Genomic DNA, 18084 nt, shown 5'->3' with positions numbered 1-18084 from the left:
CTCACCGCAGGGCGATTGACTCACCTTGGCATAACGCGCGGTCTTGGTGCAGGCGGGCGCAGCCGAAGATTGTGTGTTTTTCCGGGGTCGCGGTATCCGCCGCGGGCATAATCCGTCGCTCATGCTTGACAGGATCGATCCATCTCCTATTCTGTTACAAAAAGATGAATTACATAATTGTGGAACTAAACGGGAGCCCTCACATGAAAACACTGGTCGCATTCCTTCTCGGCACTGCGCTCGTCGCCCTGCCTTCGACGCTCCTTGCCCAGGAAAAGGGCGGCGTCATCAACGTCGCGACGATCGGCGAGCCGCCGACGCTCGATCCGATGTCGTCGACGGCCGATCTGGTCGGCATCGTCACGCAGCACATCTTCGAAACGCTCTACACTTTCGACAAGAGCTGGAACGTCACGCCGCTTCTGGCCGAAAGCCTGCCTGAGATCAGCGCCGACGGCAAAACCTATACGATCAAGCTCAGGACCGGCATCAAGTTCCACGACAATAGCGACATGACCTCGGAAGATGTCGTAGCCTCGCTCGGCCGCTGGATGAAGATCGCATCGCGCGGCAAGCAGGTGGCCGGTTTCATCGACAAGGTCACCGCCGTCGATCCGGCGACCGTCACGATCACGCTGAAGCAGCCCTATGCGCCGCTGACCTCGCTGCTTGCCTTCAACAATTCGGCCGCGATCATCATCCCCTCCGAAAAGCAGGACGAGCCGATGAAGGACTTCATCGGCACCGGTCCCTACATGCTGAAGGAGCGCAAGGCCGACCAGTATATCCAGCTTGTCCGCTTCGACGGCTATAAGTCACGCGAGGGCGACGGCAACGGTTATGGCGGCGCCCGCCACCAGTATCTCGATGAAATCCGCTTCGTGCCGGTGCCCGACCCGAACACCCGCGTCGAGGCGGCCATTTCCGGCCAGTATGATTATGTCGACTCGATCCCTGTGGAATCCTACGACAAGCTGAAAGCCTCCACCGCCTCGCAGCCGATCATCCTGAAGCCCTTCGGTTATCCCGTCTTCGTCTTCAACACGGCCGATGGCATCAACAAGAATGTCGAAGTCCGCAAGGCGATCCGCCAGGCGCTGAGCATGGAAGACATGCTGGCCGCAGCTTTCGGCAGCAAGGACTTCTACGCGCTCGACGGCGCCATCTATCCGAAGACCTTTGCCTGGTCGACGGATGCCGGCGTCGAGGGCGCCTATAACGTCGCCGATCCAGAAGGGGCGGCGGCTGCCGCCAAGAAGGCCGGTTACAACGGCGAACCGATCCGGATTCTGACCAGCCGCCAGTACGAGTTCCACTACAAGATGGCGCAGGTCGCCGCCGAATATCTGAAGCTTGCCGGCTTCACCGTCGATATGCAGGTTGTGGACTGGGCGACGCTGACGCAGCGCCGCACCGATCCGAAGCTTTGGGATATCTACATCACTCATAGCCCCTTCCTGCCGGAGCCGGCTCTTATCGGCTCGCTCTCGACCAGTTCGCCCGGCTGGTGGGATACCCCGGCCCGCAAGGCCGCCGTCGATGCCTTCACCTCGGAAGTCGATCCGAAGAAGCGCGTGGCGCTCTGGGCCGATGTCCAGAAGGCGATCTATGCCGACGCACCCTTCATGAAGATCGGCGACTTCAACGCCGTTTCGGCGGAATCGACCAAGCTCGAAGGCGTCGATCCGGCTCCGTGGCCGTATTTCTGGAATGCTTCGATCAAGAAGTAAGCATCGTCACCGATACCGGCCCGCCGTGGCCGGTATCGCTCTTCTTTTTCGCAGCGTCTGCAAAGGTTTACCAGGCATTCATGATACGCTACATCCTCCAGCGCCTGTTCGGCATGATCGTCGTGATGTTTCTCGTCGTCACGATCGTCTTCGTCATCGTGCGCGTGACGCCGGGAGATCCGGCCGCCGTCATGCTCGGGCCGGATGCGACGCCGCAGGATATTGCCGACCTCAGGTCCCGGCTCGGCCTCGATCAGTCGCTCGGCCTGCAATATATCTATTATATCGCCCAGCTGCTGAAGGGTGATCTCGGCCAGTCGATCTTCCTCAACATGCCTGTCACCTCGGCCTTGCTCGACCGTGCCGAGCCGACCTTCTTCCTGACGCTGTTCTCGCTTGCTATCGCCAGCATCATCGCCTTGCCGATCGGCATCTATGCCGCCTATCGGCGCGGCTCCTTCGTCGACCAGGCGGCAACGACGCTGGCGATGTTTGCCGCCAGCATTCCGAGCTTCTGGCTCGGCCTGATCCTGATGCAGTTCTTCGCCGTCAGGCTGAACCTCTTCCCGGTCTCAGGGTATGGCGGTCCGGGCTCGACCTTCTTCGAGCGCATGTATCACCTGACGCTGCCGGCGTTTGCGCTCGGCATCGTCTCCTCGGCGCTGATCCTGCGTTTCACCCGTGCGTCGATGCTCGATGTGCTCGGCGACGATTATATCCGCACGGCCCGCGCCAAGGGGTTGATCGAGCGCCGGGTGATCCTCAAGCACGCACTGAAGAATGCGCTGATCCCGATCCTGACGGTGATCGGCCTGACGGCAGCGGTGCTGATATCGGGCGCTGTCGTCACCGAGACTGTCTTCGGCCTGCCGGGTGTCGGCAATCTCGTCGTCTCGGCGGTGCTGCGCCGCGACTACCCCGTCATTCAGGGGGCGCTGCTCGTCATCGCCGCCCTCTACGTGCTGATCAATTTTGCGATCGACATGCTCTATCTGCTGATCGATCCGAGGGTGCGCTACTGATGGCCGATATCGCAATCAAATCAGTCGAAGGCGAGGGCAGCAAATTCGCCAGGCGCCTGCTGAAGCGCAAGACGGTCGCCTGCGGCCTGCTGATCCTGACGATCTTCGTGCTTCTGGCGGTCTTCGCGCCTGTCGTCGCGCCCTATTCGCCGTCCAAGCTTTCCATCGTCAACCGGCTGAAGCCGCCGAGCGGCACCTTTTACTTTGGCACCGACGAGTTCGGCCGCGATGTCTTCTCGCGGACGATCTTCGCCGGCCGCCTGTCGCTGCTCGTCGGTGTTGCGGTCGTGACGCTCTCGGCCATAATCGGCGTGACGCTCGGCCTGCTTGCCGGCTTCTTCCAGAAGCTCGACACGCCGATCGCCCGGCTGATCGACGCGATGATGGCCTTTCCGGATATTCTGCTGGCGATCGCGCTCGTCGCCGCCCTCGGCCCGTCGCTGACGACCGTCATCATCGCGCTGTCGATCGTCTATGCGCCGCGCCTTGCCCGCATCGTCCGCGCTTCGACGCTGGTCATTCGCGAACTGCCCTATGTCGAGGCGGCGAGGGCGCTTGGCATCTCGACATTCCATATCATGACGCGGCATGTGCTGCGCAATCTGCTGTCGCCGATCCTGGTGCAGGCGACCTTCCTCTTCGCCAGCGCCATGCTTGCCGAAGCCGGCCTGTCTTTCCTCGGGCTCGGCGTCAGCCCCGAGATCCCGACCTGGGGAACGATGATCGCCGCCGGCCGCCAGTATATCGGCCAGGCCGATTGGATGACGCTGTTTCCTGGCGTCGCCATCATTCTCTCCGTGCTGTCGCTGCAGATGGTCGGCGACGGCCTCAGGGACATGCTCGATCCCAGACTTCGCAAGGATCTTTAATCCGCCGACCAAGCGTTGGCCCAATCGAAATTCGCCCAATCGAAAATTGCATGACAGGAGTTTGCGTGAATCAGTTTCCTACCGCCGCCGGCAAGGTCGAGAACTCGCCTTGCGAACGGCTTGCCGCCCTCGGTATTGCGCTTCCGCCGCCACCGCCGCCGATCGCCAATTTCGTGACGCACGTAATCGAAGGCAATATGCTCTACCTCTCCGGCCAGGGACCGCGCGAGGCCGACGGTTTCATGCATGCCGGCAAGGTCGGCGCCGGCATCAGTGTCGAGGAGGCCTATGGCCATGCGCGGCTGACCGGCATCAACCTGCTTGCCGTGATGCAGGATGCGCTCGGCGATCTCACCCGGGTCAAACGCGTGGTGAAACTGCTCGGCATGGTCAATGCCGTGCCTGAGTTCGAGGATCATCCGAGCGTCATCAACGGCTGCTCGGATCTGCTGATCGCAGTCTTCGGGACGGCTGGCGAACATGCCCGCTCGGCCGTCGGCTTCGGCTCGCTGCCCGGCAACATCACCGTCGAGATCGAGGCGATCGTCGCCTTGCACGGCTGACGGGAGCTCGACACACTTGATCGACCGCCCCATGTTTCGTTTTTCGACCCAGAATCCTGGAGATCTCCATGTCCACTGATATCCGCCCGTCGCTTGGCCTTCGCCCTGTCATCAATGTATCGGGCACGATGACCAGCCTCGGCGCCTCGATCGTCGTTCCCGAAGCGATCAGCGCGATGGCATCGATCCTGCCGCACTTTGTCGAGATCAACGATCTGCAGCGCAAGGCAAGCGCCGTCATCGCCCGGCTGACCGGCGGCGAGGCGGGCTTCGTCACCGCCTCCTGCTCGGCCGGCATTTCGCTGGCTGTTGCCGGCGCGATCACTGGCAACAATCTGCTGGCGATCGAGAGGCTGCCGGATGTCGTGCCGGAGAAGAACGAAGTGCTGGTGCAGATGGGCCATGTCGTCAGTTACGGCGCTCCGGTCGACCAGGCGATCCGGCTTGCCGGCGGCAAGGTCGTGCTTGTGGGGCAGGCGACCTCGACGCATCGCTTCCACATGGAAAACGCCATCACCGACAAGACCGCAGCCGCCGTCTATGTCGTCTCCCACCATGTCGTCGATTACGGCCTTTTGAACCTGAAGGAATTCGTCGAGATCGCCCATGCCAAGGGCGTGCCCGTCATCGTCGATGCGGCCTCGGAATATGATCTCAGGATTTTCCTGGAGCAGGGGGCCGATATCGCGCTTTACTCCGGCCACAAATTCCTCGGCGGCCCGACTTCGGGCATCGTTGCCGGCAGAAAGGAGCTGGTGCGTCATGCCTTCCTGCAGAATATGGGCATCGGCCGCGGCATGAAGGTCGGCAAGGAGAGCATCTTCGGCGTCATGGCAGCGCTCGAAGCTTGGGAAAACCGCGACCATGCCGGCATCCGGGAACGCGAGACCAGCTATCTCCACCTGTGGCAGCGCACGCTCGACGGTCGCCCTGGCCTCACCGCGCTAATCGAGCCCGACCCGACCAACAATCCGCTCGACCGGTTGCGCCTGATTGTCGATCCCGAGCAGGCGCATATTACCGCCTGGGATCTGGCCGATGCGCTTGCCAAGGGCAGCCCGCCGATCATCGTGCGCGATCACGAAGTGGAGCATCGCTATTTCTATCTCGATCCGTGCAACCTGCATCCGGGCGAGGAGACGATCGTCGCGGAGCGCCTGGCGCAGGAGCTGGACAAGGCGCGCGCCTCCAACGAGATCATCGCAACGCCGATCGAGAACCGCAGCAGGCACCGCTTCGACGGTGCGCTGCGCTGGCCGGATTGATCCGCCGACGCTCATCTGTCGCTAGAGGAACCACCATGGCCAGTGTCCAAACCCAACCGATCCAGACGACCACCGACGTTCTTTCTGTCGAAGGTCTGACGACCTCCTTCCTGGTGGACGGCGTCTGGAAACCGGTCGTGCGCGATGTTTCCTTCACGGTGGCGCCGGCGGAGACGGTGGCGATCGTCGGCGAATCCGGCTCGGGCAAGAGCGTCACCTCGCTCTCGATCATGCGGCTGCTGCAGGCGGATACGAGCCGCGTCGAGGGCCGCGTCATGCTCGGCGGGCGCGACCTTCTGACATTGCGGGAAAATGCCATGCGGCAGGTGCGCGGCAACGAGGTGGCGATGATCTTCCAGGAGCCGATGACATCGCTCAATCCGCTCTTCACCATCGGTGATCAGATCTCCGAAGCACTGCTCTGCCATTCCGATATGAGCAGGGCCGATGCCAGGACCGAGACGATAAGGCTGCTGGAAAAGGTCCGCATTCCCTCGGCCGCCTCGCGCTTCGGCGAATATCCGCACCGTTTTTCCGGCGGCATGCGCCAGCGGGTGATGATCGCCATGGCGCTCGCCAGTCGGCCGAAGCTCTTGATCGCCGACGAGCCGACGACGGCGCTCGACGTGACGATCCAGGGCCAGATCCTCGATCTCATCAAGATGCTGCAGGACGAGGAGGGGACCTCCGTTCTCTTCATCACCCATGACATGGGCGTCGTTGCCGAGATCGCCGACAGGACGGTGGTGATGTATCGCGGCGAACAGGTGGAAAGCGGTGCGACCGCCGATATCTTCCACCGCGGCAAACATCCCTATACCAGGGCGCTACTATCAGCCGTGCCGGTGCTCGGCTCGATGCAGGGCCGGCAAAGGCCGCTGCGCTTCCCCGTGGTCAATACGGCGACGGGGGAATCGGACATTCCCGCCGAGGTCGCCGATACCGTCGCTGCGACGCCGGTCCTGCAGGTGAAGAACCTCACCAAGCGTTTCGACATTCATTCCGGTCTGTTCGGCCGGCTGACCAGCCGGGTGCATGCCGTCGAAAACGTCTCCTTCGACCTTCATGCCGGCGAGACGCTGTCGCTGGTCGGCGAATCCGGCTGCGGCAAATCGACGACCGGCCGCGCCATCATGCGGCTGATCGAACCGCAGGCCGGTTCCGTTCTCGTCGAGGGCAGGGAGGTGCTCGGCCTCGACAGGAAGGATCTGCGCGAGATGCGCAAATCCGTGCAGATGATCTTCCAGGATCCCTTTGCCAGCCTCAATCCACGCATGACGGTCGGTGCTGCGATCGCCGAACCCTATCTCGAACACAGGATGGGCAATTCGAAACAGGCAAAGGACGTCGTCGCCGACCTGCTGGTGAAAGTCGGTCTGTCCTCGGATATGGCCGCGCGTTATCCGCATGAGTTTTCCGGCGGCCAGCGCCAGCGCATCTGCATCGCCCGCGCGCTCGCCTTGCAGCCGAAGGTCATCGTCGCCGACGAAAGCGTCTCGGCGCTCGACGTCTCGATCAAGGCGCAGGTCATCAACCTGATGCTGGACCTGCAGCAGAGGCTCAACCTCGCCTTCCTGTTCATCTCGCACGACATGGCGGTCGTCGAGCGCGTCAGCCATCGCGTAGCGGTGATGTATCTCGGCGAGATCGTCGAGATCGGCCCACGGTCCGCGGTCTTCGAAAATCCGCAACACCCCTATACAAAGAAACTCATCGCGGCAGTGCCCGTGCCCGATCCGGACCGTCGCCACGAAAAGCGGATGGTGGCGAATGACGAGATCAAGAGCCCGATGCGCCCGGTCGACTACCAGCCGGCGAGCGCTTCCTATCGTGAGGTCGGGCCGGGGCATCTGGTGATGGCCGAGCGGTAGACTAGCCATCGCGTTTCGGATTTGGCCGGCGCTATTCCATCGCCAGGATCATGTTGCGCACGACGGGGTAGATTTCCCCCTCCCAGCGGCGGCCGTTGAAGACGCCGTAATGCCCGACATTGGCTTGAAGATGATGGCGCTTCAGATGCGGGCGCAGCGCCCGACAGAGATCGTGCGCGGCCGAGGTCTGGCCGAGGGCGCAGATATCGTCGCGCCCACCCTCGACGGTCAAAAGCGCGGTGTTGCGGATCTGGCCCGGGTCGACCTTGCGGCCATGGTGGGTCAAGTCGCCGGTTGCGAGTTCCGCTTTCTGGAAGACGCGTTCGATGGTCTCGATGTAGAATTCCTCGGTGAGGTCGAGCACGGCGAAATATTCGTCATAGAAATTCTTGATCTTGCCGGCCTCGGCGGTCTCGCCCTTCGCCAGATGGTCGTAAAGCTTGCGATGAGCGTCCTGGTGGCGCTCCATGTTCATCGACATGAAGGCGACGAGCTGGAGGAAGCCGGGATAGACGCGCCGTCCGGCGCCCCGATAGCGCCAGGGAACAGCTGTGATCAACGAATTCTCGAACCAGGCGAGCGACTTCGACACGGCAAGCTCGTTGACCTTCGTTGGGCTTTCGCGCGGGTCGATCGGCCCGGCCATCAGCGTCATGGTGCGCGGGGTGGCGGGATGCCGCTCTTCCGACATCACGGCAACGGCGGCCAGCGCCTGCACGCAGGGTTGGCAGACGGCGAGGATATGAGCGCCCGGACCGATCTCCTCCAGGAAGCGGATGATATAGTCCACATAATCGTCCATGCCGAAACGCCCTACCGACAGCGGCACGTCGCGGGCATTGGCCCAGTCGGTGATATAGACGTCGTGATCGCGCAGCAGGGTCTGCACGGTGCCGCGCAGGAGTGTGGCGAAATGACCGGACAGCGGTGCGACGACCAGCACCCGCGGTCTCTGCGCGTCTGTTTCCACCGCAAAGCGCAGCAGCGTGCCGAAGGGCATGTCGAGCACAGTCTCGACGGTGACGGGCGCCATGCGGTTGCCGATCATCGCCGAGGTGATGGCGAAGTCTGGACGTTCGTGGGTGATCTCGAAGCGTGAGATCATCTCCAGCGCGGCGGTGAAATGCTGGCCCATACTGCCGACAGGTTCCCAGAACGCTGTCGCGGAGAAGATCTGCAGGCGCCGTGCCAGATCGCGGAGCGGCGCGATGAGATCATCCTGGAACTGATAGGCCTGATAGAGCATGGCCGAAATCTCCCGCACTGCCGCATCAATGCGGCGGTGCAAAAAATGCTAGTGGAATATGTCCTGCCATGCGAGAAGATTATCGAGGAAGAAGCAACATTGTCCGACAAGGATAGAGCCCGATGTCGCAGGCGGCACTGACGATTTCCTCGAAGAACTACTCCTCATGGTCGTTGCGCGGCTGGCTGCTGTGCCGGATGGCGGGGCTGGACTTCGCCGAAGTCCTTGTGGAGCTGGATGACGAGGCGCGCCAGGAACTGCTTCTGCTTTCACCGTCGGTTCTGGTGCCGAGGCTGACCCATGACGACGTGACGGTCTGGGACACGCTGGCGATCGCGGAATATCTCCACGAGGTGGCGCCCAATGCCGGGCTCTGGCCGGCCGAGCGCGCGGCGCGCGCCCGCTGCCGGTCGGTCTCGGGCGAGATGCATTCCGGTTTCCACAATCTGCGCTCGGCATTGCCGATGAACCTCAAGGCGCGGCATGCAAGCTTCAAGATATTCTCGGGCGCGCGGCCTGATGTCGAGCGCGTCAAGGCGATCTGGACCGAGTGCCTCGAGGCAAGCGGCGGACCCTGGCTGTTCGGGGCCGCGCCAACTGTGGCCGATGCGATGTACGCGCCGGTCTGCACCCGCTTTCGCACCTATGCGGTGGAACTGGAGCCGCGGCTTGCAACCTATGTCGAGACGGTGCTGTCCTGGCCGCTGATGGGCGAATGGACCGAAGGGGCGTTGGTCGGGCCGGACGAGATCGTCGAGCTGGAAGTCGAGTTCTGACGGAAACACGGCCGGGCGGCTCCGCATCGATTTTCACGGTCGAATTAAGAGTTGCCTGGAAGGTGAGCGGCGCATAAAGCTGATGCAGTGCCACATGCCGCGAAGCCTGGACCGATGAACAGAGATTATTATTCCAAACTCGGCGGATTGCCGCCGCAAACCGAGCTGCTTTCCAGCAAGGCCGTCTTCACCACCGCCTATGCGGTCATCCCGCGCAGCGTCATGACGGATATCGTCACCAGCGCCCTTCCGCATTGGACGGGGACACGGGCATGGGTTCTCTCCCGGCCGCTCTCCGGTTTCTCCGAGACCTTCTCGCAATATGTGATGGAAGTTCAGCCGGGCGGCGGAAGCGATCGGCCGGAGCCCGACAAGCGGGCCGAAGCGGTTCTGTTCGTCGTCGAAGGCGAGATGACAGTGGAACTCGAAGGCGTCAGCCATGCGCTTCGCAGCGGCTCGTTCGCCTATCTTCCGGCGGGGTCGGTCTGGCACCTGAAAAACGGCGGCTCGACTGCGGTAAAATTCCACTGGATTCGAAAGGCCTTTCAGGAGGTCGAGGGGCTGGAGCCGCCACCGGCGATCGTCACGCATGAGGACGAACACGCCATCTCGGCGATGCCGGACACCGATGGACGCTGGGGGACGACCCGGTTCATCGATCCGGCCGATGTCCGCTACGACATGCACGTGAATATCGTGACTCTGGAGCCGGGCGCCGTGATCCCCTTCATGGAAACCCATGTCATGGAACATGGTCTCTATGTGCTTGAGGGCAAGGCGGTCTATCGGCTGAACCAGGATTGGGTCGAGGTCGAGGCCGGCGACTTCATGTGGTTGCGTTCCTTCTGCCCGCAGGCATGTTACGCCGGCGGCCCCGGCCGTTTCCGCTACCTGCTCTACAAGGACGTCAACCGTCACATGACGCTCTGGTAGGATCTATCGCAGGGGGACGATGAGGCTCGAAAGCGAACGTCTGATCTTGAGACCCTGGCGACTACAGGATCGCAAGCCCTTCGCTGCGATCAATGCCGAGCCCGATGTTGTCAGATATCTCAATCCTCTGACCGACGAACAGTCGAATGCGATGCTCGACCGCATCGACCTTCACTTCGAGCATCATGGCTGGGGGTTCTGGGCACTGGAGGAGAAGGCAAGCGGCGCGTTGATCGGCCTTTGCGGTCTCAACAATGTTTCGCCGGCTTTGCCGTTTGCCCCGGCAGTCGAAATCGGTTGGCGGCTTTCAGCGTCGCGGCACGGCGCCGGATATGCGCGCGAGGCCGCGGAACGGTCTCTCGATTTTGCGTTCAACGATCTGAAGCTTGACCGCATCGTGAGCTTCACGGTGCCCGCAAACAGCAATTCCTGGGGTTTGATGAGGCGATTGGGAATGAACCGGATCGGTGAGTTCGATCATCCCAATTTGGCCGAAGGGCATCCGTTGCGCCGTCACGTGCTCTATGAACTGCGATCATCAAACGGCATTTGAACCCAGCCGCCGATCGGCACCAACTACGAGGGGCGCTCCCACAATTACGCAACTTATAACTGTAAAAGTGGCGTAATCTATCTTATGGAACATCCAGGCGGTTTGCTGGCTATTGCGTTTTGGCCCGAAACCGCGTTTTGCACGACTGTGGAAAACTGGAGATGCTGCGGTTTGCGGTGTTGCGTTGAAGCGAACCGATGGCATGGTTGCGTTCATTGAGACGCAATCACCACGGCCGACCTTGAGAAGCTCACGCACGGCTGGGCGATCAGCGTCCACAAGGCGCAAGGGTCGGCATTCAAACGGGTCATCATCCCCGTCGTTGGGTCGAAGCTGCTGGACCGCACCATGCTCTACACCGCTATAACTCGCGGCATAGAGACCGTCGTTCTCGTCGGCGACATCGCTCTCATCAACGAGATTGTCTTGGCGGCTCCGTCGAGCTTGCAGCGAACCACGGCGCTCCGGTTCGACGAGAACTAGCGATGGCTCACGGTGTGAGTTCGCCCGCCATCCACTCCCTTCGCATGAAGGCCCAGTCGATGAGTTCGGCCATGGACGGCCCCAGGGCCTTGCCCATCTCCGTCAGCGCGTACTCCACCTTTGGCGGTACCTGGGGATAGACGGTACGTGTCACGATCCCGTCCTTCTCCAGCTCCTTGAGTTGCTGGATGAGCATCTTCTGGTTCACGCCTTCGCACCGTCGTTCGAGTTCCGAGAAACGAAGGGCCTCCTTGGCTCCGAATAGTTGGCAGATGATGACGATCTTCCATTTGCCTTCGAGGACCCGCAGGGCGTCGGTCGTCGCGTCCGCCCACTTGCGCTGCTGCTGCGGGTCTCCGCATCTCCACTCTCGGTCCTGCGCCATACTTACCTTTTAGTGGGTAACCCACTTATCTGTCGGTTCTTGTTGAAGTCGCAGTATCCATTATCTTGGTAGGCAGCACAACAGGAGCACCAGCATGAAAATCGGCATCATCGGAATTGGCCACATCGGTGGCACTCTCGCCCGCAAGCTCGCATTAGCGGGACATGAGGTCTTGGTGGCGAACTCGAAGGGAGCCGACGCCGTCAGGCCGTTCGCCGACGAGATCGGAGCCACTGCGACGGACACGAAGGGGGCGATCTCCGGCGCGGACGCGGTCATCCTTTCAATTCCGCTTCTCGCCATCGAAAACCTGCCGAAGGACCTCTTCAAGGACCTACCTGCCAACGTTCCGGTCATCGACACCAGCAACTACTATCCGGGCCTACGCGACCCGCAGATAGCCGACCTCGACGCAGGCGAGGTCGAGAGCGTCTGGGTCTCCAGACAGATCGGCCGCCCCATCATCAAGGCCTTCAACAACATCCTCGCGTATTCCCTGGCGGAACTGGGTCAGCCCGAAGGCACGCCCGGTCGTTTGGCCGTGGCGGTCGCAGGAGACGACGCCGCCGCGAAGAAGATCGCCATGGCAATCTCGAATGAGGTCGGGTTCGATCCGGTTGACGGTGGATCGCTCGCCGAATCCTGGAGGCAGCAGCCGCTGACACCCGGATATTGCTGCGACTTCGACGCCCCCACCATGCGCAAGGCGTTCGATGCTGCGGTCGAGGGTGAAGCACCCACGAGATGGTCAGTGTTCAAGAGCAAGATGGCAGCGCTAGGACCGGACGCGACCCATGAGGACAGAGTGGCGATGAACCGTTCGTTCGCACCGCTTCAATAAAGCAACAGCGTCCTCTAATCGATCTGCAACACGACTTCATCGTGTTGCAGATCGACGTTCGACGGAAAGCAACAAATCCTGCAAATTGAGGTGTGCAACACACTTTAGATCGTTCAGTAGCGTGCATGGCCTGCTGGGCAAATCATCTCATCCACTCACTCACCCAGCTTCAGAGCCGAAACCGCACTCTTTGGAACTGAATGCGCATTTGCCAACGACGTGGCTGCGGTCGGAAGACCGGATTTTCTAGGAACGATTCATGGAAATACCTGACGACGCGAGCCGGCAGCATACGGGAAGTGGCGCCGCCGCGCATAGTGATGATCGTCGAGTTCAAACGGCCCGGACGGACAAGATACCGCATGGTCGAGGATTTTGTGGAAGATCGCCAAATATCTGCGTCAATTGAAGAGTCGATCGATCGAGGTGTTCACCGAAAAGGGACGGCAAGAATGCCGCCCCTATATTCAGTTGTTGCAATTCGGATCCTTTGGATCGCAGGCGCCGCCCGGCCTCCTACGATCATTACCCGGCGTGCGGTGATCGCCTCCGCGCCGGATGTCGCGGCTATTGTCGCCGTCGTTGCCCCGACGCTGAAAGTCACGTCGAACACGGTTGCCACCGTCATTGCCGTCGCGGCGGAAATCTGGTCGGCGCTCGAATTGCGGGCGGCGGTTCTGGTCATCGACGGCATCCCGCCTGCGGTTGTCGCGATCGCGCGTAAAAGCGGGTTGACGCTCCTGGTCGCGATTGACGTTCGGGCGGCGACTGTCATCCGGCGCCCGATCAAAGTCAGGCCTACGATCGAATTCGGGGCGCCGGCCAGTGTCAAGCCGCCGATCAGAATCAGGTCGCCTGTCCAAATCCAGACGACGGTCGACGTCGCGGGGCGACGGCGGGCGGTAGAAATCAGGGCCGCGGCGCCAGCGGTCCCGGTCACGGTAGAAATCGCGGTTGCGGTAATAGCGGTCCCAATAGTTGCCAACGCTGAAGACCACCGTGGGAATGCCTAGTGGGCGATAATATTCCGGGCCGACATAGACGCGGCGGCTCTGATAGAGCACCTGGACATAGCGACTAGCAACCCAGCCACGGCCACCATAGAATTCAACGTCGCACCATGGAACGTCCGCAAGGCACCCGTGGATTTCGACGGATTCGCCAGCAGGAATAACGGCAACCGCGGGATAACCGGTACTTGGACCGGCACGCATGTTGACGTTCGCTGTCGAATAGCCTTCGGCAGCTTGGGCTAAAGCGGGCGCCAGCAAAAGCAGACTTGCTGCAGCAATCTTGAGAAGGGTGTGTCTCACGTTCAACTCCCTGCCGGTGCGGCCATAGTGTCACCGTGAATTTGTTGGACGCCTTCCATGGCTATAAAATAGTTAAGCGCTGCCAGCGGTTTACGAGGCGTCTCTGACCCATTTCATCTTGTTATGATTTATAGCGCCGTGCCGATGAACGCAGTTTGAACGTAATAATTGGATTACTTCTAGGTTTTGTTGTTCACAAGCGCACCCGCATTCTCTTCGGTCATCGTCGCGAACTTTCCACCCGGACAAGTATTCTTGATGAGACCCGCGGCTACCCGAAGATCATGCTCTGCGTGCGCGCCTCGCCGCATAGTGAACGGCAGCGCCAGGCAACAGTACCTTCCGTCGCGGGCATATTGAAATACGCTCCAAAGATCACGATCTGAGATTGGCAATCGGAGCCCTGAAGTGCTGTACCTCATCCCTGCCCTGTTCGTCATTGCGTGCGCGATTTTCGTGGGAAAGTCCTATGCTATCAAGGCGCGACTAGCCCAGGCCATGCTTGACCGAGCAATTGCACGAAAGCTTTCCACATCTCCTCTGAACCTGGAGGTGATGCACTTGAGGGAGCAAAATGCGGTGATGCGCAACCTCCTCCTAGACATGGTAGAGAACGAGACATCGGTTGCGACCGACCAAACAAAGTCGGAGCAAGCTCGCGCGTTGAGCGCCAGGACAAAGCGGCGACGGGAGATCTTCGGAGAAGCCGTATTCGTGCTGCAGCAAAACGAGAGACCCCAGGCATCAAATCAGAATCATAAGATTGCCGGTTAAGTCACCGCTTACAAAACAAGTGAGGCCAAAATTGTTCGGGGGCATGGTGAGACAGTTACAGTAGCACCTCGGTAAGTGGCGATTGGGAAAACTGCATTTCCTTCGTCTTGTTATGTGAAATCATCACCGAACGGAATGATTGAACTAACGGATCAATGTCTTGGGGGAATGTTTTAAGTTCCGGTGTGAGGACTAAGCGACGACAGCGCCTGCGGCATGCACCACTAGTTGATGCACTACGCCCATTTGGGTGCGCGGATATTACTGTGATCCGGTTAGCCCTGCGCTGCTACCAAACGTTCGGAAACTTGCCAATCGCGCGCTCTGCGTGTTGAAGCTGATTGGATTATCAACATCGTAGCAACACAACTGGCTTGTCGCCGACGGTAGATCTGCCCGTGCGACCGATCTGTCGGAGTTGTCAAAGAGACTCAATTATTCTCGGAGGTTTTTCGGTCAGGCCGTTCGTCCAAGGGTGGAAAGTGCATCCTGCAGTCTAAGCGCCGCCAGTGCCTCGGTTGCCTCATCCGAAGACCATCCCGCTTCCAGCGCCGCAGACAGGACCAGCGATTCCATTTGAAGCTCAAGCTTCTCATAAAGCGGCTCGATGGCTTCGCGCGCTGTTACAACGTGCTGGTCTGGTGGGGTGATGGGTGTGGCGGCAACCGTAGGCATGAAATGCTCCTCCTATTGAACGCTAAGGTTCGAAACCCGTTAGGGGCATCCTTGTTCCATTCATATCGCCTTTTCGGTCTTCGAGCGGCGATGCTAAAGATGACGACGCCACATATGGCGAAATTTCTTCCATCGCAGGAACGCGCGAATGATGATTGCCGGCGGGATCTTCTTGTGGTCGCCGACAGTCCCCTGCCTGGTGATAGATGCGTTCGGGTCGAGCAGAAACGCGACCAACGTGCTTGCACTCTGCGCCTCTACTTCGAGCTTGTCATCAGATAAATGCAGCCCCTGCTCGCCTTCGGCGAAGGTCTGCTTATCGACGACAACGGAACCGCTAAAGACATAGAAATAGAGGTCTCGGCTTTGTTTCTGCGGGAATTCCACCCGTACGCCCGCGTCTAGCCGCATGTCGAAGAAGTCGATTGCGCTGCGGACATAGAACGGCGCGCCCTCTCCTTCCGGCCCGACCAGGTGTCGCCAGGCGTTTGCCGCGGCAGCTGGCATCGGCCCGTGCTGGATCTTCGGCTCCAGATCGACCGCATAAGGGCGAATAAGGATCTGCAGCATTCGCAGAGGCGGATCGGATGCCAGCGTCTCTTCGGAATGCCAAAAGCTTTTTCCGGCATTCATCACCATCAGATGGTCACGGTCGACTACCAACCGGCCAGCGGCCTTGTCGTCGTGACGCATGACGCCTTCGGGCACCCAGGAAATAATCTCGTCGTTCCTGTGCTCGTGCATGGCGATCAGGCGGCCAGGATCGAGGATGGATTCAACGACCATGGCGAGAGAGCCCTGGCCGTGATCGGTAGGCTTCGGCTTCAACCACCCCGGCATGTTGAGGTGCGCGACGAAGCCTCCCCTATCCCGCACCACGAATGTTCGTTCGCCCTTGAGCAGCATCGCATCCTCCATGCTTGCAAGGCAGTGACGACACCGGGCCATAACCGCGCCGCGCGTCGTGAGCAAAATCGGCCGGCGCGTTCGTCCAGGCATTACAAATCAATCACGATGTCGCTCTCAGGTTTTGCGCAGCAGATCAGCACATTGCCATCCGCCGGAGCATCGACAGGGTCCGGCCGGTAGCCGACGCTTCCCTCCACAAGTCCGGTCTCGCAAGTGTGACAGACGCCGGTTCGGCACGACCATCGCACCGGTACGTCGCAGGCCTCGGCCAGTTCGAGCAAGCTCTGAAATGTCGGCTCCCAGCGCACATTAAGACCGGTGCGGGCAAACGACACCAGCGGCCCCGAGCCTGGAAGCCCTGCCGGCAAATGTGGCGGCCGGCGAGATGAAGCAGCTATGCCGGGGGTCATCGCAGGACCGGCGCCAAACATCTCGGTGTGGATGCGATCCGGTGCGATGCCCAAGGCAGCAAGGCCGACGGTCAGATCGCTCATGAAGCTCGACGGTCCGCAGACATAGACGTCACAATCGCGCGGCAGGTTAAGCGATTTGAGCGCTTGCGCATCCAGATGACCGCGAGCGTCGAAATCTATATCGGGCCGATCCTTAGAGTCGGGAGAGCTGTAGCAAATATGGCTGTGATGATGAGCGAGCGCCTTAAGCAGCCCGCGCGCCTCCTCGGCAAACGGATGTTCGCGACCATTGCGGGTTCCATATAACCACCAGACTTCCTGGGTCGATGCTTCGGCCGCCAAAACATGAAGCATCGCGAGCACCGGCGTCACTCCGATCCCGGCACTCATCAGAACAACCGGCCTATCGCCCGGCCGCAATGTGAAATTGCCGCGTGCGGCACTTGCCTGCACGATGTCGCCGACCTGCAGCTCGTCGTCGATGTAGCCGCTGGCAGCGCCATGGGCTTCCCGCTTGATGCTGACGCGGTAGTGCGTGGCGCTGGGCTCGCCCGAGAGCGAATAGCTGCGCATCAGCGCAGGTGCAAAAGCCCCTCCGAGCCGCAGCACCACGAACTGCCCGGGGAGTGCGGCGGCAACAGGTTGGCCATCCGCCGGTTCGAGTACGAGGGAAACCACGCTGCCGCTTTCGCGCACCTTGCGCGACACACGCAGCGGGCGAAACCCGCGCCATGCCGGAGGTGGGCCGGACGCGGCTGTCAGCCCGGCATTTCCTGTCGTCGCGCCCTGCTTCTGCTCCTGCTTGAGCAGCGCTTGGAAAGAATGACGCCAGCCTGGGCTCAGCGCCGGGATGCGCAGCGCACGTTCCAACTGATCGCGGGGGTGGCCCGGCATATAAAGCAATGCGTTGATCTCGAAAACGCTCATGCCCTCAGGCCCGGACGCTACTTTCGTGATCTCGTCGCCGGCCTGCACTTCCCCTTCCTCCAGCACACGGAAATAGAAACCAGGCCGACCGTGTTTGACCACCAGCGCGGCCATCTCCGGCTCGTCCATGCGTATGCCGAGCCGGTAGCAGGTGACGCGCGGTTGCGTCACTTCGAACAAAGCGCCGCCGATCCGGTAACGGTCTCCAATGCATACCTCTGCGTCGGGTAAGCCATCGACGGTGAAATTCTCGCCGAACTGCCCGTAGACGAAGTCGTCTCGGCGCAATTGCTCCTGCCAGTACCGATAGGAATCGATTTGATAGACAAAGACTGCGCGGCGTTCGCCGCCGTGGCCAGCGAGGTCGCCTTGTCCATCGCCGTCCACGTTCAGGCGCCGCACCATACGCGGGCCGTCGACCGGCGTCTTCCAAATGCCAGTGTTTACGATCTTGCCTTGCCAGGTGACGTCGCGCGGCAGGCCCACATTGATCGAAAGCAAGTGTACCATGACATTTCTCCCGAATGACGATCACC

General features: G+C 60.8%; 19 protein-coding genes. 13 read left to right on the top strand and 6 right to left on the bottom strand.

Annotated elements, in window-relative coordinates; translation table 11 throughout:
- Window positions 1-203 precede the first annotated feature (203 nt).
- From ELH03_RS29195 to ELH03_RS29170, 6 genes are all read left to right on the top strand, one after another.
- Window positions 204-1730, top strand: a complete 1527-nt coding sequence (locus ELH03_RS29195) for an ABC transporter substrate-binding protein (protein ID WP_130767113.1) — start codon at window positions 204-206, stop codon at window positions 1728-1730.
- An 80-nt stretch (window positions 1731-1810) separates the two neighbouring features.
- Window positions 1811-2752, top strand: coding sequence for an ABC transporter permease (locus tag ELH03_RS29190; RefSeq protein ID WP_164902659.1), 942 nt, complete (start codon window positions 1811-1813; stop codon window positions 2750-2752).
- Entirely contained in the window at window positions 2752-3621 is an 870-nt protein-coding gene (locus ELH03_RS29185; protein WP_128403972.1) for an ABC transporter permease, read from the top strand. Before ELH03_RS29190 ends, ELH03_RS29185 begins: the two co-directional genes overlap by 1 nt.
- A gap of 50 nt (window positions 3622-3671) precedes the next feature.
- Window positions 3672-4184, top strand: coding sequence for a RidA family protein (locus ELH03_RS29180; RefSeq protein WP_130767112.1), 513 nt, complete (start codon window positions 3672-3674; stop codon window positions 4182-4184).
- Window positions 4185-4252: 68 nt separating this feature from the next.
- A complete protein-coding gene (locus tag ELH03_RS29175) occupies window positions 4253-5449 on the top strand; it encodes an aminotransferase class V-fold PLP-dependent enzyme (RefSeq protein WP_130767111.1) in 1197 nt (398 codons plus the stop codon).
- A gap of 35 nt (window positions 5450-5484) precedes the next feature.
- Window positions 5485-7320 carry an ABC transporter ATP-binding protein gene (locus tag ELH03_RS29170; protein ID WP_130767110.1) on the top strand — a complete coding sequence of 612 codons (1836 nt, stop codon included), beginning with the start codon at window positions 5485-5487 and terminating at the stop codon, window positions 7318-7320.
- Between the two features lie 31 nt (window positions 7321-7351).
- Here ELH03_RS29170 and ELH03_RS29165 read toward each other — a convergent pair whose 3' ends face one another.
- A complete protein-coding gene (locus tag ELH03_RS29165) occupies window positions 7352-8566 on the bottom strand; it encodes a polyhydroxyalkanoate depolymerase (RefSeq protein ID WP_130767109.1) in 1215 nt (404 codons plus the stop codon).
- A 122-nt stretch (window positions 8567-8688) separates the two neighbouring features.
- On the opposite strand from ELH03_RS29165, the gene ELH03_RS29160 reads away from it, so the two are divergent.
- From ELH03_RS29160 to ELH03_RS38555, 4 genes are all read left to right on the top strand, one after another.
- Window positions 8689-9342, top strand: a complete 654-nt coding sequence (locus ELH03_RS29160) for a glutathione S-transferase (protein ID WP_130767108.1) — start codon at window positions 8689-8691, stop codon at window positions 9340-9342.
- A 114-nt stretch (window positions 9343-9456) separates the two neighbouring features.
- Window positions 9457-10275, top strand: a complete 819-nt coding sequence (locus tag ELH03_RS29155) for a bifunctional allantoicase/(S)-ureidoglycine aminohydrolase (protein WP_130767107.1) — start codon at window positions 9457-9459, stop codon at window positions 10273-10275.
- A gap of 19 nt (window positions 10276-10294) precedes the next feature.
- Entirely contained in the window at window positions 10295-10828 is a 534-nt protein-coding gene (locus tag ELH03_RS29150) for a GNAT family N-acetyltransferase (protein ID WP_130767106.1), read from the top strand.
- A 225-nt stretch (window positions 10829-11053) separates the two neighbouring features.
- Window positions 11054-11311 carry an ATP-binding domain-containing protein gene (locus ELH03_RS38555; protein ID WP_348633883.1) on the top strand — a complete coding sequence of 86 codons (258 nt, stop codon included), beginning with the start codon at window positions 11054-11056 and terminating at the stop codon, window positions 11309-11311.
- A gap of 7 nt (window positions 11312-11318) precedes the next feature.
- Here the strand turns inward: ELH03_RS38555 and ELH03_RS29140 are convergent, their stop codons facing one another.
- Entirely contained in the window at window positions 11319-11696 is a 378-nt protein-coding gene (locus tag ELH03_RS29140) for a winged helix-turn-helix transcriptional regulator (RefSeq protein ID WP_012757092.1), read from the bottom strand.
- A gap of 55 nt (window positions 11697-11751) precedes the next feature.
- Between ELH03_RS29140 and ELH03_RS29135 the strand changes: the two genes are divergently transcribed.
- Entirely contained in the window at window positions 11752-12537 is a 786-nt protein-coding gene (locus tag ELH03_RS29135) for an NADPH-dependent F420 reductase (RefSeq protein WP_281023950.1), read from the top strand.
- A gap of 467 nt (window positions 12538-13004) precedes the next feature.
- On the opposite strand, the gene ELH03_RS29130 is transcribed toward ELH03_RS29135, so the two are convergent.
- On the bottom strand, window positions 13005-13850 hold the full coding sequence (locus tag ELH03_RS29130) for an SH3 domain-containing protein (protein ID WP_130659697.1): 846 nt from the start codon (window positions 13848-13850) through the stop codon (window positions 13005-13007).
- Window positions 13851-14005: 155 nt separating this feature from the next.
- Here ELH03_RS29130 and ELH03_RS29125 point away from each other — a divergent pair, with 155 nt between their 5' ends.
- Window positions 14006-14236, top strand: coding sequence for a hypothetical protein (locus ELH03_RS29125; RefSeq protein WP_128404409.1), 231 nt, complete (start codon window positions 14006-14008; stop codon window positions 14234-14236).
- 22 nt (window positions 14237-14258) lie between these two features.
- Window positions 14259-14624: a hypothetical protein gene (locus ELH03_RS29120; RefSeq protein WP_128404410.1), complete on the top strand. Its 366-nt coding sequence runs from the start codon at window positions 14259-14261 to the stop codon at window positions 14622-14624.
- Window positions 14625-15080: 456 nt separating this feature from the next.
- Here the strand turns inward: ELH03_RS29120 and ELH03_RS29115 are convergent, their stop codons facing one another.
- The 3 genes from ELH03_RS29115 to ELH03_RS29105 form a co-directional block, all read right to left on the bottom strand.
- Window positions 15081-15299 carry a hypothetical protein gene (locus ELH03_RS29115; RefSeq protein WP_130767104.1) on the bottom strand — a complete coding sequence of 73 codons (219 nt, stop codon included), beginning with the start codon at window positions 15297-15299 and terminating at the stop codon, window positions 15081-15083.
- Window positions 15300-15392: 93 nt separating this feature from the next.
- Window positions 15393-16205 carry a pirin family protein gene (locus tag ELH03_RS29110; protein ID WP_128404411.1) on the bottom strand — a complete coding sequence of 271 codons (813 nt, stop codon included), beginning with the start codon at window positions 16203-16205 and terminating at the stop codon, window positions 15393-15395.
- A gap of 92 nt (window positions 16206-16297) precedes the next feature.
- On the bottom strand, window positions 16298-18058 hold the full coding sequence (locus ELH03_RS29105) for an MOSC and FAD-binding oxidoreductase domain-containing protein (RefSeq protein ID WP_130767103.1): 1761 nt from the start codon (window positions 18056-18058) through the stop codon (window positions 16298-16300).
- Window positions 18059-18084: the final 26 nt, after the last annotated feature.

It is taken from the genome of Rhizobium beringeri (assembly GCF_004306515.1).
Taxonomy (GTDB): domain Bacteria; phylum Pseudomonadota; class Alphaproteobacteria; order Rhizobiales; family Rhizobiaceae; genus Rhizobium; species Rhizobium beringeri.
The sequence above is the reverse complement of the archived record's forward strand: the minus strand, read 5'-3'. Positions and strand labels throughout refer to the sequence as shown.

What these genes read in the sequence shown, in the direction of transcription:
- ELH03_RS29195 (WP_130767113.1), top strand. Translation starts at nt 204, where the DNA reads ATGAAAACACTGGTCGCATTCCTTCTCGGCACTGCGCTCGTCGCCCTG.
- ELH03_RS29190 (WP_164902659.1), top strand. Translation starts at nt 1,811, where the DNA reads ATGATACGCTACATCCTCCAGCGCCTGTTCGGCATGATCGTCGTGATG.
- ELH03_RS29185 (WP_128403972.1), top strand. Translation starts at nt 2,752, where the DNA reads ATGGCCGATATCGCAATCAAATCAGTCGAAGGCGAGGGCAGCAAATTC.
- ELH03_RS29180 (WP_130767112.1), top strand. Translation starts at nt 3,672, where the DNA reads ATGACAGGAGTTTGCGTGAATCAGTTTCCTACCGCCGCCGGCAAGGTC.
- ELH03_RS29175 (WP_130767111.1), top strand. Translation starts at nt 4,253, where the DNA reads ATGTCCACTGATATCCGCCCGTCGCTTGGCCTTCGCCCTGTCATCAAT.
- ELH03_RS29170 (WP_130767110.1), top strand. Translation starts at nt 5,485, where the DNA reads ATGGCCAGTGTCCAAACCCAACCGATCCAGACGACCACCGACGTTCTT.
- ELH03_RS29165 (WP_130767109.1), bottom strand. Translation starts at nt 8,566, where the DNA reads ATGCTCTATCAGGCCTATCAGTTCCAGGATGATCTCATCGCGCCGCTC.
- ELH03_RS29160 (WP_130767108.1), top strand. Translation starts at nt 8,689, where the DNA reads ATGTCGCAGGCGGCACTGACGATTTCCTCGAAGAACTACTCCTCATGG.
- ELH03_RS29155 (WP_130767107.1), top strand. Translation starts at nt 9,457, where the DNA reads ATGAACAGAGATTATTATTCCAAACTCGGCGGATTGCCGCCGCAAACC.
- ELH03_RS29150 (WP_130767106.1), top strand. Translation starts at nt 10,295, where the DNA reads ATGAGGCTCGAAAGCGAACGTCTGATCTTGAGACCCTGGCGACTACAG.
- ELH03_RS29140 (WP_012757092.1), bottom strand. Translation starts at nt 11,696, where the DNA reads ATGGCGCAGGACCGAGAGTGGAGATGCGGAGACCCGCAGCAGCAGCGC.
- ELH03_RS29115 (WP_130767104.1), bottom strand. Translation starts at nt 15,299, where the DNA reads ATGCCTACGGTTGCCGCCACACCCATCACCCCACCAGACCAGCACGTT.
- ELH03_RS29110 (WP_128404411.1), bottom strand. Translation starts at nt 16,205, where the DNA reads ATGCTGCTCAAGGGCGAACGAACATTCGTGGTGCGGGATAGGGGAGGC.
- ELH03_RS29105 (WP_130767103.1), bottom strand. Translation starts at nt 18,058, where the DNA reads ATGGTACACTTGCTTTCGATCAATGTGGGCCTGCCGCGCGACGTCACC.